The organism is Pseudomonas extremorientalis (assembly GCF_024584605.1).
GTDB classification, from domain to species: domain Bacteria; phylum Pseudomonadota; class Gammaproteobacteria; order Pseudomonadales; family Pseudomonadaceae; genus Aquipseudomonas; species Aquipseudomonas extremorientalis.
Window position 1 is genome coordinate 4,960,152 of the sequence record NZ_CP089519.1, and the last position, 14,875, is coordinate 4,975,026.

15 protein-coding genes and 2 pseudogenes are annotated in these 14,875 nt (G+C 59.3%); 11 read left to right on the plus strand and 6 right to left on the minus strand.

Annotation, left to right across the window (positions count from 1 at the left end):
• Window positions 1-46: 46 nt before the first annotated feature.
• A complete protein-coding gene (locus tag LUU92_RS22285) occupies window positions 47-994 on the plus strand; it encodes a hypothetical protein (RefSeq protein ID WP_257102656.1) in 948 nt (315 codons plus the stop codon).
• Window positions 995-1,088: 94 nt separating this feature from the next.
• A complete protein-coding gene (locus LUU92_RS22290) occupies window positions 1,089-1,469 on the plus strand; it encodes a helix-turn-helix domain-containing protein (protein ID WP_071489508.1) in 381 nt (126 codons plus the stop codon).
• Between the two features lie 158 nt (window positions 1,470-1,627).
• Here the strand turns inward: LUU92_RS22290 and LUU92_RS22295 are convergent, their stop codons facing one another.
• The 3 genes from LUU92_RS22295 to LUU92_RS22305 form a co-directional block, all read right to left on the minus strand.
• Window positions 1,628-3,166 (minus strand): amidase family protein, encoded by a 1,539-nt coding sequence (locus tag LUU92_RS22295; protein ID WP_257102657.1) that lies wholly within the window; start codon window positions 3,164-3,166, stop codon window positions 1,628-1,630.
• A 110-nt stretch (window positions 3,167-3,276) separates the two neighbouring features.
• On the minus strand, window positions 3,277-3,753 hold the full coding sequence (locus LUU92_RS22300) for a hypothetical protein (protein WP_231999525.1): 477 nt from the start codon (window positions 3,751-3,753) through the stop codon (window positions 3,277-3,279).
• Window positions 3,754-4,137: 384 nt separating this feature from the next.
• Window positions 4,138-5,187, minus strand: a complete 1,050-nt coding sequence (locus LUU92_RS22305) for an MBL fold metallo-hydrolase (protein WP_222540302.1) — start codon at window positions 5,185-5,187, stop codon at window positions 4,138-4,140.
• 123 nt (window positions 5,188-5,310) lie between these two features.
• Here LUU92_RS22305 and LUU92_RS22310 point away from each other — a divergent pair, with 123 nt between their 5' ends.
• The 5 genes and pseudogenes from LUU92_RS22310 (at window position 5,311) to LUU92_RS22325 (ending at window position 9,363) form a co-directional block, all read left to right on the plus strand.
• Window positions 5,311-5,937 carry a TetR/AcrR family transcriptional regulator gene (locus tag LUU92_RS22310; protein ID WP_071489506.1) on the plus strand — a complete coding sequence of 209 codons (627 nt, stop codon included), beginning with the start codon at window positions 5,311-5,313 and terminating at the stop codon, window positions 5,935-5,937.
• A 191-nt stretch (window positions 5,938-6,128) separates the two neighbouring features.
• The gene (locus LUU92_RS22315; protein WP_071489505.1) at window positions 6,129-7,187 is read left to right on the plus strand and encodes a diguanylate cyclase; all 1,059 of its coding nucleotides are present in this window, start codon (window positions 6,129-6,131) and stop codon (window positions 7,185-7,187) included.
• A gap of 351 nt (window positions 7,188-7,538) precedes the next feature.
• Window positions 7,539-8,171 (plus strand): annotated as a pseudogene (locus LUU92_RS29285) (PAS domain-containing protein); the annotation flags it as partial.
• Window positions 8,172-8,330: 159 nt separating this feature from the next.
• A pseudogene (locus LUU92_RS29290) lies at window positions 8,331-8,768 on the plus strand (methyl-accepting chemotaxis protein); the annotation flags it as partial.
• Window positions 8,769-8,844: 76 nt separating this feature from the next.
• Window positions 8,845-9,363 carry a DUF1003 domain-containing protein gene (locus tag LUU92_RS22325; RefSeq protein ID WP_058427265.1) on the plus strand — a complete coding sequence of 173 codons (519 nt, stop codon included), beginning with the start codon at window positions 8,845-8,847 and terminating at the stop codon, window positions 9,361-9,363.
• Here LUU92_RS22325 and LUU92_RS22330 read toward each other — a convergent pair.
• Entirely contained in the window at window positions 9,360-10,238 is an 879-nt protein-coding gene (locus LUU92_RS22330; RefSeq protein ID WP_071489527.1) for a LysR family transcriptional regulator, read from the minus strand. The genes LUU92_RS22325 and LUU92_RS22330 overlap by 4 nt on opposite strands.
• Before the next feature lie 80 nt (window positions 10,239-10,318).
• On the opposite strand from LUU92_RS22330, the gene LUU92_RS22335 reads away from it, so the two are divergent.
• The gene (locus tag LUU92_RS22335; RefSeq protein ID WP_173668594.1) at window positions 10,319-11,014 is read left to right on the plus strand and encodes a CTP synthase C-terminal region-related (seleno)protein; all 696 of its coding nucleotides are present in this window, start codon (window positions 10,319-10,321) and stop codon (window positions 11,012-11,014) included.
• 169 nt (window positions 11,015-11,183) lie between these two features.
• Here LUU92_RS22335 and LUU92_RS22340 read toward each other — a convergent pair whose 3' ends face one another.
• Entirely contained in the window at window positions 11,184-11,507 is a 324-nt protein-coding gene (locus tag LUU92_RS22340; protein ID WP_071489502.1) for a DUF2025 family protein, read from the minus strand.
• Window positions 11,508-11,739: 232 nt separating this feature from the next.
• Between LUU92_RS22340 and LUU92_RS22345 the strand changes: the two genes are divergently transcribed.
• Both LUU92_RS22345 and LUU92_RS22350 read left to right on the plus strand, forming a co-directional pair.
• A complete protein-coding gene (locus LUU92_RS22345; protein WP_071489501.1) occupies window positions 11,740-12,867 on the plus strand; it encodes a glycerophosphodiester phosphodiesterase family protein in 1,128 nt (375 codons plus the stop codon).
• Entirely contained in the window at window positions 12,868-13,521 is a 654-nt protein-coding gene (locus LUU92_RS22350; RefSeq protein WP_257102659.1) for a helix-turn-helix domain-containing protein, read from the plus strand.
• Here the strand turns inward: LUU92_RS22350 and LUU92_RS22355 are convergent.
• Window positions 13,513-14,376 carry a sterol desaturase family protein gene (locus LUU92_RS22355; RefSeq protein ID WP_222540306.1) on the minus strand — a complete coding sequence of 288 codons (864 nt, stop codon included), beginning with the start codon at window positions 14,374-14,376 and terminating at the stop codon, window positions 13,513-13,515. The genes LUU92_RS22350 and LUU92_RS22355 overlap by 9 nt on opposite strands.
• Window positions 14,377-14,531: 155 nt before the next feature.
• Here LUU92_RS22355 and LUU92_RS22360 point away from each other — a divergent pair, with 155 nt between their 5' ends.
• Window positions 14,532-14,840, plus strand: coding sequence for a PepSY domain-containing protein (locus LUU92_RS22360; protein ID WP_071489498.1), 309 nt, complete (start codon window positions 14,532-14,534; stop codon window positions 14,838-14,840).
• Window positions 14,841-14,875 lie beyond the last annotated feature (35 nt).

The following is a 14,875-nucleotide window of genomic DNA, read 5'->3' on the forward strand; positions in this document are numbered from 1 at the left end:
CAGGATCCCGCTATTAATAGCGAAACCTCTCACGGACCCGAGCCCCATGAAATTCGATACGGCCTACAGCCTGAGTCTCGATGACAAGCTGTCGATCTACGACGTACGAGACCTGAATTTCGACGAAACCGCCGACTTCGATTCCGACAAGGATCGCTTCCTGTGCCCCAACGACGAATGCCGGGCAGCGTTTGATACCAGCAATACCCTGAGCACCTTCAACGCCAAAAACGTCAATTACCTGCGCACGCCGCACTTCAAGAACAAGACCGGCACCCAACACATCGATGGCTGCCGCTACGCCAGCACGCACAAGACCACCGCCGGCGAAAGTGATGACGAGCGTGAGGATAATTTCCCATCGGAATTTGTCCTCACACGCCGCCAGTACGAGCGCAAGCCCCCGTTGGCGGGCACCGAAGGAAGCATGCCACTAGAACCAACGAAGACACCCTCAGACCGCAGCTCCGTTTCCCACGGCGCCAGCGACACCACACCAGACAAAACCAGCGTGTTCGCCCACCCGGTGGAATGCTATGTGTCCAACATCGACGACAAGGACAAGCTCAAGTCCATGCCGTTGAAGATCGGCGACCACACCGCCACCTACTGGACGTTCTTCAAGAAGATCGAATACCTGCAGGACAACAAGGGCCTGATCTACTGGGGCAAGATCAAGGAAATCAAGGACTACACCAGCAGCTTTCGCATCGATTTCGAAAAGAAGGCGTGGCTCGACAAGAAGCCCTACTCGGTCAACGTCTACCTGAGCAAGAAACTCATCGAGAATTACCGCAAGCGCAAGGCTTTCCTGGAGCAGATCAAGGCGGCGGTGGACAGTGAGCGGGCGTTGTACTGCTTCTTCTATGGGGTGACGCCGGAGCTGAAACAGGTGCCGAGCAAGAAAAACCCCGAGCAGACGTTCGGGGTGTTCAGCGCGAATATCGAGAACCTGGATCACCTGATCATTCGCGAGGCGCCAGGGGTGGAATAACGGGTCGTTGAACATCCAGTTGATGAGCGGTCAAAACAACTGTACAAAAACACAGTATAGTTTGCCCTCCCCCGTCGAATCCTGGAGAAAACCCATGTCCTCTCTGGCAATGAGCTCTTTCGTAGAACAGCAGATCGTCCTGCATCAATTCACCGCCAAACACAGCGTGCAAGCGCGCGCGATGCTGGGCTGGAGCAGGGAACACCTGGCTATTCAGGCTGGCGTGGCGGTCGAAGCGGTTCAACAGTTTGAAAATCAATACGACGTGGGGGATGAAACCCGCCTGGCATTGGCGTTTCGGTTGGAAGCTGAAGGGCTGGTGTTCTTCCCGGGGTTTGCGCCGGGGTGGGGGATGAGTGCGCGCCGCTTTGACACCGCCACAACCGAACACGCGGCGCAAGGGATCATCTCTCGGTTGATCGGCGCAACTTCGTCATCCCTTGACTCACCAACGCCACAACCTAATGGTGTGTAGCGCTTCAGGCCTGCAGTTGCAGTGCCCGGCGCATCAATTTGGGCCCCTGGCCCTGGGGCCAAACCTGTCACATCGCAAACCCGCCTTACGCTACGGTTCGAGTTGATCAAGGGAGGCGGACCTCTGCTGTGCATCTGCCAGCAGAGGTTGAATCAACCTTATGCGAGGTTTGTAGGTTCCCCTATAGTGGCGCCTGTATCAACGGGTACTCGCGAGAAGGGCGTCCCCGGAAGAAAGGCGGGTTCCTTGATCGACGGGGAAGCTTGTTCATAGACATAAGCAGCCGAGAGTAAGGTCGCTTCACTGTTAGCTGTGCCATATAAATAGAGCGCTGTCGGCATACCTTCATCATCCATCCCGGACGGGATGGACATGCCCGGGTAGCCCGCGGCGGCAGCGTAATAATAGTTGTGAGAAAGAAAGTTCGACACCATGGCATCGAGTTTGTGTTTCTTGATGGGATCATCGATGCTTTTCTGGAAAATCGGCACGATATCCTGCCACAACTGATCGCGCCTCTCCTGGGTCACGTTCAGATCGTTGATCATTTCCAGAAACCTCTGGTCAGGCTCTCCTGACTGCGAGTGACGTTTGTTGAAAGCTATCAGTTCCGAGATCGACTTGACCGGCAACCTCTCCCGACCTGCCAGGTAATTTTCCAGTTGTTGTTTGACGTCTCCAAACAACGCTTGATCATAGTCCTTGTAGGTTTGTTCAGTAATGTCTGAATCCAATTGTCCGACCTGAACCAAGATAGCGCCCGTATCCTTCAACACTTCGATTGCAGCCTCATAGTGCTTTTGGTCTGCCCGTTTCGCTGGGTCTTTGGCATCCTCTTCAGATAGTTTAGGCAGCGGTGTGTAGCCAATTCTCTTGCCTTTCAAGGCGTCAGACCCCAGGCCTTCAGAGTAGCGCCTGCTTTCGGTCATTGCGTTGAGTGCCTCTGCCGCATCACGGACATTACGTGTGAAGGTGCCTATCGTATCCATACGTGAACTGGTCATGACACCTTCAGTACTGACCAGTCCAACCGTGGTTTTCAGACCGAAAACACCATTGTAGGCAGCCGGGGTAATGATCGAACCACTGGTTTCCACCCCTAACGCCAGAGGAACATGCCCTTGGGCAACCGCAACAGCAGAACCGGAACTCGACCCAGCCACCTGGCCTCCCAACCGATGTGGGTTGAGCGTCTGGCCACCTCGGGAACTCCACCCATCAACGGGGAATTCAGAGCGGAAGTTGGAAAATTCACTCATGTTGGTTTTACCCACAACCACCGAGCCAGCCTTCAGCAATTTGTCCACGACCTTGGCATTTGCTGTAGCCGGAGCCCCCACCAATGCCTTGGAACCTGCACTTGTCTGCATACGGTCCTTGGTTTCAAAAACGTCTTTCAGCGCAACCGGAACACCGTATAGATATCCACAAGAGACGCCTCTGGCACGCTCCTGATCGCGCATTTGCGCCTGCTTGCGGGCATCGGGATTGATTTCTATAAACGCGTTGCCACCTTGCAACCCGCGATCAATATTGGCGATTTGTTTCAGCGAGTCGTTCACCAGCGATTCTGAAGTGGCTTGGCCTTTTGCCATTTCCTCTGACATTTGAAAGGCACTCTTGAAGCCTTGCGGCTGATTCAAAAATGCCTGCAGCACACCGTCTGTTAATCCGCCTGCGATAATCGGTCCGATCATAAACTGCCTCACTACTTGACTGAATGTCAGGCTATCGGTTGATAACCCGACATCAGTCTAAGAAGTCCCCCGTGTACAACCGTTGAGGCTAATCCTGCTCCGGGGTCCGATTATTCACTACTCGATGTAGGCATCCACACGGAATCTTTCAGTAACCGACGATAGAACCGAACCAGTACCAGTAAGCGGTCACCGGCCCAACGGGCACCGTAAAACCACAGTTTCGTCCCGCCCTCAAGCAGCTCGTATACTCCGGGATATCCGCTGGCGCACGCGCCATGAAACGCTGCGCTTTTACTTTCGGACACAAGGGCATCAAGACTATGCTCACCGACGCGCTCATCGATCTCATTGCGAGTACACGCAACGAATGGGTTGGCCCTGTCACCTCGCAAGGCATCCAGCGCCACCAGTTGCGCGCCCGCCGAGCGCAAGGTATCCAGGGCCTGTAGGAAAGCAGGACTGTGGTCGACGGCCTCGCTTGCACCTGGTCCAACGTAACGGTTGGCAAACCCTATGCGCCAGCCAACCAATACCTGAGTGCGGGTGAAGGGGCTGTTGTTCAGCACGGGAGGGACTTCAGCCATCAGCGGCCCCGAGGGGTCAATACCACTCAATGCGATCAATGACAGCGACGGGTCGCGCGGGGGTTTGAGGGCAAGTCCCGGGGCGTCATACCCCGGGATCGGGACGCCCCCTCGGGTGCCATGAGCCTGGGGATCGACACCGAAAACGATACCATGCGGACTTGTATGCTCTTGGGCTGTCGTTGTCTGGGCTGACGCGTCAGTAAGCGCAGACACCGGTTGCCCCGTCGGACAGGGCAACCCCGCCTGCCAATATTTCTTACACTTGCACTCCATAAAATACGTCCCCCGACACATAAATTTCCGGGGATCATGGCACCGTTGCCTGGCAACTGTCGCAGCTCTGAAACAGCTTGAAAACTCCTTTTTCCATAGCCTCCTCCGTCAGCCTGCGAGGTGTTCCTGTGCCCCCTGGGTTTCCACCTCCAGCCACCACGCACCTCCACGCTCTGGCTGATTCAAGCTGAACGCCTGCCCCATCTGCGGCGTAGTGATCGACACGTTGCGCTCCCAGGCCAGGGCCATGATGCGGTCGAACGGCTCATGCCAGGCATGGAACGCCAGGTCGAAAGTGCCGTTGTGAATCGGCAGCAACCAGCGGCCCTTGAGGTCGATATGCGCTTGCAGGGTTTGCTCTGGCTGCATGTGCACATGGGGCCAGTCGACGTTGTAAGCACCTGTTTCCATCAGCGTCAGGTCAAATGGACCGTACTGTTCGCCGATGCGTTTGAAACCGTCGAAGTAACCCGTGTCACCGCTGAAGAAAATCCGCCGAGGTCCATCGATCATCACCCAGGAACACCACAGGGTCTGGTTGGCATCAAACAGACCGCGCCCGGAAAAATGTTGCGCAGGGGTGGCGACAAACCGAACGCCATCCACCTCGGTGCCCTGCCACCAATCCAGCTGGCGCACCTTGCTGCCATCCACGCCCCACTTGACCAGGATGTCGCCCACGCCCAGCGGCGCAAGAAAATAACGGGCCTTGTCGGCCAATTGGACGACAGCCTTGCGGTCAAGGTGGTCATAGTGGTTGTGGGAAAGAATCACTGCCTCCAGGGGCGGCAACTCTTCAAGGCTGATGGGCGGCTGATGGAAGCGCTTGGGGCCGGCCCAACTGAACGGTGAGGCGCGCTCGGCAAATACCGGGTCGGTTACCCAGAATTTACCGCGCATTTTCAGCAACACGGTGGAATGTCCAAGGCGGAATACGCTGTGATCCGGGGCCGCCAGCAATTGCTCGCGCGTCAGCGGTTGTACCGGAATCGGCCCCACCGGCCGCGTGCTGCGGGGTTTGTTGAACAGCATGTTCCAGAAAATGCGCAAGGTCTTGCCGAAGCCACCGTGCTGCACGGGGGCATCGTTGCTGAAGTGCCCTTGGCCTTGCTTGGGCGCTGCTGGCGAAGAATCGACACGGGACGAGATCGTGGCCATTACCGGGTGACTCCTACGGATCGCTTATAAATTACACTGCACAGTGTAGTTTCAAGATTGCAACAAAACCCGGAGCAAGTAAACTACCGAGTGTAATTTTCCTCCAAGAGCCGAGCCCCACCCATGACTGCCCCTCAACGCCTCACCGACCGTAAACGCGAAGCCATTGTGGCTGCGGCCATCGCCGAATTTCGCGCAAACGGTTTCGAGGTCACCAGCATGGACAAGATCGCCGCCACCGCCGGCGTATCCAAGCGCACCGTGTACAACCACTTCCCCAGCAAGGAAGAACTGTTCGCAGAAATTCTTCATCAACTCTGGGCCAGCAGCGTTGCCCAACTTGACGTCAGTTACGCCAGCGACCGCCCATTGCGCGAACAACTGCGCGGGTTGCTGGAGGCGAAGATGAAGATGATGTCGGACACCAATTTCCTCGACCTGGCCCGGGTCGCCATCGCCGCCACCATCCATTCGCCGGAACGTGCGCAAGACATGGTCACCCGCCTGAGCCAGCGCGAAGAAGGCTTCACCCAGTGGGTTCGCGCCGCCCAGGCAGACGGCCGGCTCAACTGCACCGACCCGGCCTTCGCCGCCCACCAGATTCAGAGCCTGCTCAAGGCCTTCGCCTTCTGGCCACAGATTACCCTCGGCCAACCCACCCTGGATGCCGCCCACCAGGCCAGCGTGATCGAGTCGGCCATCGACCTGTTCCTCGCCGGCTACGAAGTCACCCTGCCCCGCCAGCCATAAAAACCTGTTGTGTGAGCGACATTCCAGGTCGCTTTTGACGCATTCGCCCTCTGTTTTGCGCAAATGGCCTGGAAGGACACTGATTATTCCCACGCGAATAACTGACAATATTCACAGGCATTATCCGATCAACGGTTGATCCAGCGAACGCGCGCCACCGTATCTGCAAAAAACAGCTGCCCCAGGAATTTATGGAAAACAGACAAGGCAAAGGGCTTTCATTTGCCAAGCGTATCTACAAGCCAAGGATCATCGGCCTTTCTATCGGCTGTATCAGCGTCAGCGGCGCCCTTTACACTCTCGCCATGCCGGGCTGGGTGTGGGCACTCCTGCTGTTCAACGGGTTTGCCTGGGCGCATGTGGCGTATCAACTGTCGGCCCGCTCGCAGTACCCCTACCAGGCAGAACAACGCAACCTGCTATATGACTCGCTGCTCGGCGGCTTCTGGGCCGCCGCCACGCAGTTCACGCCACTGACGGCCGTGACCATTCTGTCGATGATGACCATGAATAACGTCGCCGCCGGCGGCAAGCGCCTGTTCCTGCGTGGCCTGTGCGCACAGGGGCTTGGAATCGGCGTGGCCGGCGCGTTGTTCGGCATCCGGTTCAACCCCGATGTCAGCCTGCTGCAGGTCTACACCTGCCTGCCGATGCTGACGCTCTACCCCATGGCCATCGGCATGGTCTGTTATCAACTGGCAATCAAACTGTCCGAACACAAGCGCGCCCTCAGCGCCCTGAGCCGCACCGACAGCCTCACCGGGCTGCTCAATCACGGTTCCTGGAAAGACCTGCTGCACCTCAAGTTCCACAAGTGCCGGCAGCAGCGGAGCCACGCCACCATTGCCTTGATCGACATCGACCACTTCAAGCAGATCAACGACACCCACGGCCATATCGTCGGCGATGCGGTACTGCGGCAGTTGAGCCTGGAGTTGCGGCGCAATCTGCGGGAAAACGACCTGGCCGGTCGTTACGGGGGCGATGAGTTCTGTGTGATTCTTCCGCAAATGCCGCTGGAACAGGCTGCGGAGATCATGGAACGCATGCGCGAAACTTTCAGCAATTACCGCAACCCGCAGATCCCCGAATTGCGGGTCAGCCTGAGCATCGGCCTGGCCGATTTCCAACCCTTCTTCAGCGATGCCGCGATGTGGCTGAATGCAGCGGATCGCGCGCTGTACGCCGCCAAGGACACCGGGCGCAACCGGGTCAATGTCAGCGACGAAGTGATCGCCCATTCCGCCTGAAGTCGTCCTACGACTCCTCGTCTGAAAAGACCAGAAAGCACCCGACAAGAAAGCATAATGCCACCACTGGTCGCCTACCCAAAAAAGGTCCTCCCACACGGGCGAACTTCTTGTCAGGCTGATCACTCTGAACCCGTTGTCCCCCCCCCTCTGTCAGCACAAGGAAGCTGGCAATGAGCAAGTCAACCGTGTGGCGTACGCCTTACGGGGGCAGGCGCATATCCAAGGAACCCCCAGAGTCTGCTTGCCCGAGCACCGCACATGCTATTCAACACACATAAAAGAACCATCAGCACCCAGCAACACACCATCGCCCAACAGGCCAGCCTGCTGGACGCTATCGAGCGCTCCATGGCGGTGATCGAATTCGACCTGTCCGGCAATGTGCTGCGCGCCAATGCCAATTTCCTGCAGACCATGGGCTACCGCGCCGAGCAGGTAGAGGGCCAGTCCCATCGAATGTTCTGTACCCCGGCCTTCGCCCGTAGCCCCGAGTACAGCCAACTGTGGTCAAACCTGCGGAATGGCCAATTCCAGTCCGGCACCTTTGAACGGGTGGCCGGGGATGGCCAGTCGGTGTGGCTGGAAGCCAGCTACAACCCGGTGCGTGATGACACGGGCCAGGTGACCAAAGTGGTGAAGTACGCGATGGACGTCACCCCGCGCCTGCAGGCCGAAAGCGAAGCCAATGCCAAACTGGATGCCATTGGCCGCGCCATGGCGGTGATCGAGTTCAACCTCGACGGCACCATCATCACCGCCAACGCCAACTTCCTGCAGCGCATGGGTTACACCCTGGCGCAGATCCAGGGCCAGCATCACCGGATGTTCTGCAGCGCGGCACTGGCCAGCAGCTCAACCTACAGCGACTTCTGGAAACGCCTGAACCAGGGGGAAATGTTCAGCGGCCAGTTCGAGCGGGTGGATAAAAACGGCCAGGTCGTGTGGCTCGAAGCCAACTACAACCCGGTGTACGACGCCAGCGGGCGGCTGTGCAAAGTGGTGAAGTTCGCCTCGGACATCACCGCCCGCGTGCAACAGCATGCGGCAGATGCGCAGAGTGCGGCGCAGGCCTATCACCTGTCCTTGAGCACTCAGGACATGGCAGAAAAAGGTGCCGAGGTGATTCAGAAAACAGCCAACGGCATGCGCGAAATTTCTGCCGACATCGACGGTTCCTCACAACTGATCGCCAAGCTCGGTGATCGCTCGCAACAGATCACTGCCATCGTCAACACCATTCGCGGTATCGCCGACCAGACCAACCTGCTGGCTCTCAACGCCGCCATCGAGGCCGCGCGTGCGGGTGAACAAGGCCGTGGTTTCGCCGTGGTAGCCGACGAAGTCCGGCAACTGGCGGCGCGCACCAGCGGCTCCACCACGGAAATTTCCAGCATGATCGCGATGATTCAGGCTGAAACTCGACAAGCCATCGACAGCATGGACGCCACCCGCGACCGCGCCGCCCAAGGCGTTGAAATGGCCAACCAGGCTGGCACAGTTATCCTGCAGATTCGCCAAGGCACCAGCGAAGCGGTGCAGGCGGTGAGTGCATTCGCCAACGAGCGTGGCGGCAACTGACCCGATCTTCATACGGAGTGCCGGGGGCTCGGTCTATAGTGCTGGTTGTTCTTCAAGCATGAGATCCGAGCCCGCCATGACCCCAGAAAAGCCCGAAGCCACCCCCGTCGACCACCTGCGCTTCCACCGCCCACACGCCCACCTGGCGCCGACCTTCGGCAACGACACCTTTGCCCTCAAGGCCGAAGCCTTCGCGCGCTTCTTCGGTACGCCGACCTTCCTTGGCGCACAAACCGCCATCGTGGTGTTGTGGGTGGTACTGAACATGACCGGCATCACGCATTTCGATGTGTACCCGTTCATCCTGCTCAACCTGGCGTTCAGCCTGCAATCGGCCTACGCCGCGCCGCTGATCCTGCTGGCCCAGACCCGCCAGGCCGCACGCGACAAGGCGCAGTCCGATGCAGATGCGCAGCACCGTGAAGCCCTGGCGATCGCCAATACCGAGCGCCAGGCCCAGGCGGCGCAGACCACCAAACAGTTACTGGAACTGCTGGAGCAAAACACCCGGCTCACGGAAATGACCAAACAACTGACTGAGCACATTGAAAGCCTGACCTGCGAAATGCATGAGCATTTTGTGCGAAAAACCTAAGGCAATCGCACCTGCCGTCCCAGCTCATCGAACAGGGTCACCACCGAGCGCAACGCTCGGCAGTCCGGGCGCGTGAGCAGCCACAACGCGGTGTCATGCCCTGCCAACGCGGGGCCGAGCGATTGCAGGCCGTCCCCCAATAGAAAGTCCGGCAAGGCTGCCACCCCCAACCCTGCCCGTACCAGCTCGGTGACCGACAACATGCTGTTGCAGCGATAACTGGGACGCACACCGGGCAGATGCTCGCGACGCCAGGCGACCGTGGGGTGGTCGGGCAGGAAGTCATCCGGGGCGATCCATGGCAGGTCAGCCAACTCGCGGCCGGCATGCTGACGAGCAAAATCCGCGCTGGCGCACACCTGATAAGCCACGTTGCCCAGGCGTCGGCCGACCAGATGTTCCGGCGGCGTGCGGGTCAGGCGCAGGGCGATATCCGCGTCACGGCGGCTGAGGTTGGCGAAGTCATTCGAGGTGCTCAGTTCCAGGGTCAATGCCGGGTAGTGCGGCATGAACTGCGCCAGGGCCGGCAACAGCAGACCTTGCAGTACGGAGTCGGTACAGGTCAGGCGCACCGTGCCGCTGATCACCTCACCGCCCTGCTCCACGCCAATGCGCGCCGCCTCCAGCGCTTGTTCGGCACGCTCGGCCTGCTGCGCCAGGTTGCTCGCCAGGCTGGTGGGCAGGTAGCCGGTGCGGCTTTTTTCAAACAATGTCTGGCCCAGCGCCGCCTCCAGGCGCCGCACCGCGCGGAACACCGTGGACACGTCCACCCGCAACAACGCGGCCGCCCGTGCGAGCGTACCGCCACGCACCAGCGCGAGGATCAGCGACAAATCAGGGTAATCGAGTGAATAGTGCGTAGCTGCATTGAACATATGGGCAAACGCCAATATTGATTGCGTGAACGCCAATCTATAGTGCGCTCCAGGACACCACAAGCCATGGGATGTACACGATGAAAACCACACCTCTGCACCTTGCCCTGATCGGCGATTACAACCCCGATGTCATCGCCCACCAAGCCATTCCCGTGGCCTTGCAACAGGCATCCGAGACCCTGGGGCTGAGCGTGCATGTCCACTGGCTCGACACCGATGCCCTGCCCCAGTCACTGCACGCTTTCGATGGTTTCTGGTGCGTCCCCGCCAGCCCCTACCGCGACACCGATGGCGCACTGCGGGCGATCCGTTTTGCCCGCGAGCAACGCCGGCCGTTCCTCGGCACCTGCGGCGGTTTTCAGCACACGGTGCTGGAATATGCGCGCAACGTACTGGGCTGGAAGGATGCCGAGCACGGCGAACTGGCGCCGCACGCCAGGCGCGCCGTGATCGCGCCACTGAGTTGTGCGCTGGTGGAGGCCACCGACACTGTGCGCCTGGTGTCCTACACGCGTATTGCAGAAGCCTACGGCACTCTTGATGTGCAGGAAGGCTATCGTTGCCGCTACGGCGTGAACCCTGAGTTTCTCGACGCACTGCTGGAAGGCGACCTGATCCCCAGCGGCCATGACTCGGCAGGTGATCTGCGAGCCGTGGAGCTGCTCGACCACCCGTTCTTCGTCGCCACCCTGTTCCAACCCGAACGCGCCGCGCTGAAAGGCATCACCCCGCCCCTGGCGATTGCCCTGCTCAAGGCTTGCCAGCAAGCATGATCAAGAGGCTCGTTGTGGTGAGCAGGCTTGCCCTGCGTTGGGGCGCGAAGCGGCCCTCAAACCAGCCGCTGCGGTTTTCCTGAAAGGACATTGCGGTCTTGATGGGGCTGCTGCGCAGCCCAACGCAGGACGAGCCTGCTCACCACATGCAAGCCTGCTCACCACAGGATCAGCTTACAAGACTGCGCAACGCACTGATCTGCGGAACCTCCACCCGCCGCATATACACCCGCAACGGTTCAGTGATGTTGATACGGTCGTCGATGTTCTGATCCAGCAGCAACTGGATGCGCTCGCGGGACAGGGTCATGGTCTGCTCCGGGGCCGGCAGCCAGACGAATTCGGCGGTGGGAATGATGCCGTCATCGGCCACGTCCATGCCGAAGGCGTCTTCGCTGAAACGCACGATGTACTGGCCGGTCTTGCGGTTGAGGCCAACAAAACCACGGAGTTGGTCGGCGGCCTGGCAGATAAGCTCGGAGGTGATGCGCATGGTAAACCTCACTGAAAAGTCCCACAGGGACTGGAAAGATGGTTTACACGCGTGGCACAAAGTACCGCCCTCTAACGGGGCAGCTTCGGGCAAGAGTACTGCAATGCCTGCAAAAAAAACGCAGAAAATCGAGGCGTGCACACGTTAATGTCGGTTTGGTGATAGCGCCTTTCGCAATCAATTGTTAAAAAGGAGGCCTTCTCAAAGCTACCTCCACGAAAGGACTTCGCATATGCCTGTCACGTTTACCAAGAGTGCCTTGCTGCTCGCCCTGATGCTCGGCCTTGGCCAGGCACAGGCTGCCGACCCGATCAGCCCGGCTGAATTGGCAACCAACGAAGGCATTCCGTACCCAGCCGTGATCGCCCACCGTGGCGCGTCCTACGACGCCCCCGAATCCACCGCCGCGGCCTACAAGATTGCCCGCGACCTGGGTGCCGACTATCTGGAAATGGACCTGCAGCGCAGCAAGGACGGCGTGCTGTTCGCCCTGCACGACAACAACCTGCAGCGCACCACCGACGTGGCCACCAAGTTCCCCGACCGCAAGGACGCCCCGGCCAACGAGTTCACCTGGAAAGAACTGCAAACCCTCGACGCCGGCAGCTGGTTCAACGCCGCCTACCCGGACCGCGCGCGTCCAGGCTTCGTCGGCCTGAAAATCCAGAGCCTGGACGACATCATCAAGATCGCCGAAGGCAACCCGTCGCACAAACCCGGCCTGTACATCGAGACCAAGGAGCCCAAGCAATTCCCGGGCATCGAAGCCGACCTGAAGAACAAGCTGCAGGATAAAGGCTGGCTGAGCTCCGCCGGCTCCAAGCTGGGCAAGAGCAACACCGGCGTCGGCCAGGGCAAGGGCCGCGTGGTGCTGCAAACCTTCGAGGTTGCCAGCCTCAAAGAGCTGCAGAAAGAAATGCCCAACACCCCGAAGATCCTGCTGTTGTGGGTGGGTGAAGGCAGCATCGAGCCGAAAAACAAGCAGACGTTCGCTGAGTCCGGCGAAACCACCAAGGCCGCCTACTACGCCAAGCAGGAACCGAAAGATGCCGCCGAGTTCGAAAAATGGGTCGACGAAGCCAAGAGCCTCGGCGCCATCGGCACCGGCCCATCGGCCGAGCTGACCAACCACGGCGACCAGAGCTATTCGGACCTGGTCAAACCGGAGATGAACAAGCTGACCCACGACAAAGGCCTGCTGGTGCACGTCTACACCGTCGATGAGCCGGTGGACTTCGACAAAGTGATGAAGGCCGGCGTCGATGGCATCTTCACCAACCGCGCCGCCGAACTGCTGAAGTTCTACAAGCGCTGGCCGTCGTCCAGCGTGCAAGACCTGCTGAACGACTATAAGTACTGAGTGACGGCCGAATGGTCAGGCCGCCTGTGGTTGGGGCGTGACTATGGCCTGATCGTCGGCGAGCTGGGGCGCATAGCGCCCCATGCGCACTACGCCCATCAGTTGATGGTCTCCAAAGGCTCACCGTTCACGGTCAGCCTCGATGGCCAAATCACCACGGCCCATCGCCTGTTTATCCCTTCGCGTCAAACCCACGCCATTCTTGACGCTCAAGGTGAAGTCACGGTGCTGTACGCCGAACCGGCGGTGTTTGATATCGCCCCGTTGCTGGATACAGACCTGTCCCTGGATGCACTGCATCAACTCCCCCGACGCAGCTTGGAGGACTCACGCCTGGAACGGGCGCTGGCCGCACTGGATCAACAACTCATCGGCAAGGTCTCAGCCCAGGCCCTGGCCCAGGCCGCGCACCTGTCCTTGAGCCAACTGGAGCGGCTGTTCGCCCATCAACTCGGTCTGCCCGTGCGTCGCCTGGTGCTGTGGCGACGGCTGCGCATCGCCCTGCAACTGGCCCTCGCCGGTGGCACGCTGACCGATGCCGCTCACGGTGCCGGCTTTGCCGACTCAGCACATTTCTCACGGACCATGAAGCAGTTGTTTGGGGTCACGGCAGCTGCGTCATTGCGCCAGCTGGACGTTGAACTGTTAACGTAATTCGTCCGGCAGGGACGGCTCCTTGCTCAAGGCAACCGGCCTGAACGGATCACGCAACTGCGCCCCGTAGCCCACCGGGAAATCCGGCCGACTGCCAATCCCCAGATCACCCGCCCCCATGCGATACCCCTCGCGGTAAAACGCAGTACCCAGCAACCAGTCCCACAGATTAAAGAACAGCCCGAAATTCACATCCCCGGCGTGCCCATATTTCATATGGTGAAACCGATGCACCGGCGCCCAGGCGAACACCCAGCGCAAAGGCCCCAGGCGCATGTCCACATTGGAATGCTGCAACAGCAACTGCAGGGCAATCGCGAGTGCCAGCAACTGCGCCACGTCCAGGGGAATGCCCAGCAGGATCAACGGCAGCAACCCGGCCGTGGCTTCCAGCATCTGGTGCAAGGGGTGCTTCATCAAACCGTTGAAACCGTAAAGGCGCTGCACACTGTGATGCAACGAATGCAAACGCCACAGCGGCGCAATGCGGTGGCTGGCGTAATGCATCAAGGTGATACCGGCATCAGCCAGCACAATGGCCATCAGCAGTTGCTGCCACAGCGGCCAACCGCGCGGCCAGAGACCTTCAAACGCGAACAGCGCAGTAAGCCCCGGCAGGATCAACAACCCCAGGGCATTCAGGCTTTCGTTGACCAGCGCGTGCACGGTGTCGCGGCGCCGATCGCCCAGGCTGCAATTCCACTGCGGTTCATAGGGCAGCCACTGCTCTGCCAGGAATGACACTGCAACCGCGATCACGAACAGCAGAATCAGCGCGTGCGGCTGCCAAAACCCGCAGCCGATAAAGCCGAACAGAAATACAGGCGCGTAGATGCAACTCACTAACCGTTTCATGCCGAGTCTCCCCTCAAGTGAGCCTCCAGCATGAAATCCCCCGCGTCTGGTGGATTGAACAAACTGCGCAACTGTTTGAATTAATTAAGGGTGAATTAAGTTGCGCTGGTTAATCTGGCGCCACTTAAACAGCTCACCGAAGAAGGACACACACCATGAAAACCTTGACCGCTCTGTTCGCCGCTACCGCCCTGACCCTGACCGCCAGCCTGGCCCAGGCGGATGTTCGCCCCGACCACATTGAAGGCCTGCTCAAGTCTGGCGCCGTGATGCCTTTCGAAAAACTCAACGCGGCTGCCTTGGCCAAACACCCAGGCGCCACCCTCAACGACACCGAGCTGGACCATAACAACAGTGGCGTGCTGGTCTACGAAGTCGAACTGACCGACACCGCCGGCAAGAAGTTTGAAGTGAAGCTCGACGCCAAGACCGGCGCCGTGCTGGAAGACAAGCTCGATACTTGATTTGAACTAAAAAAAAGCCACCCTCGGGTGGCTTT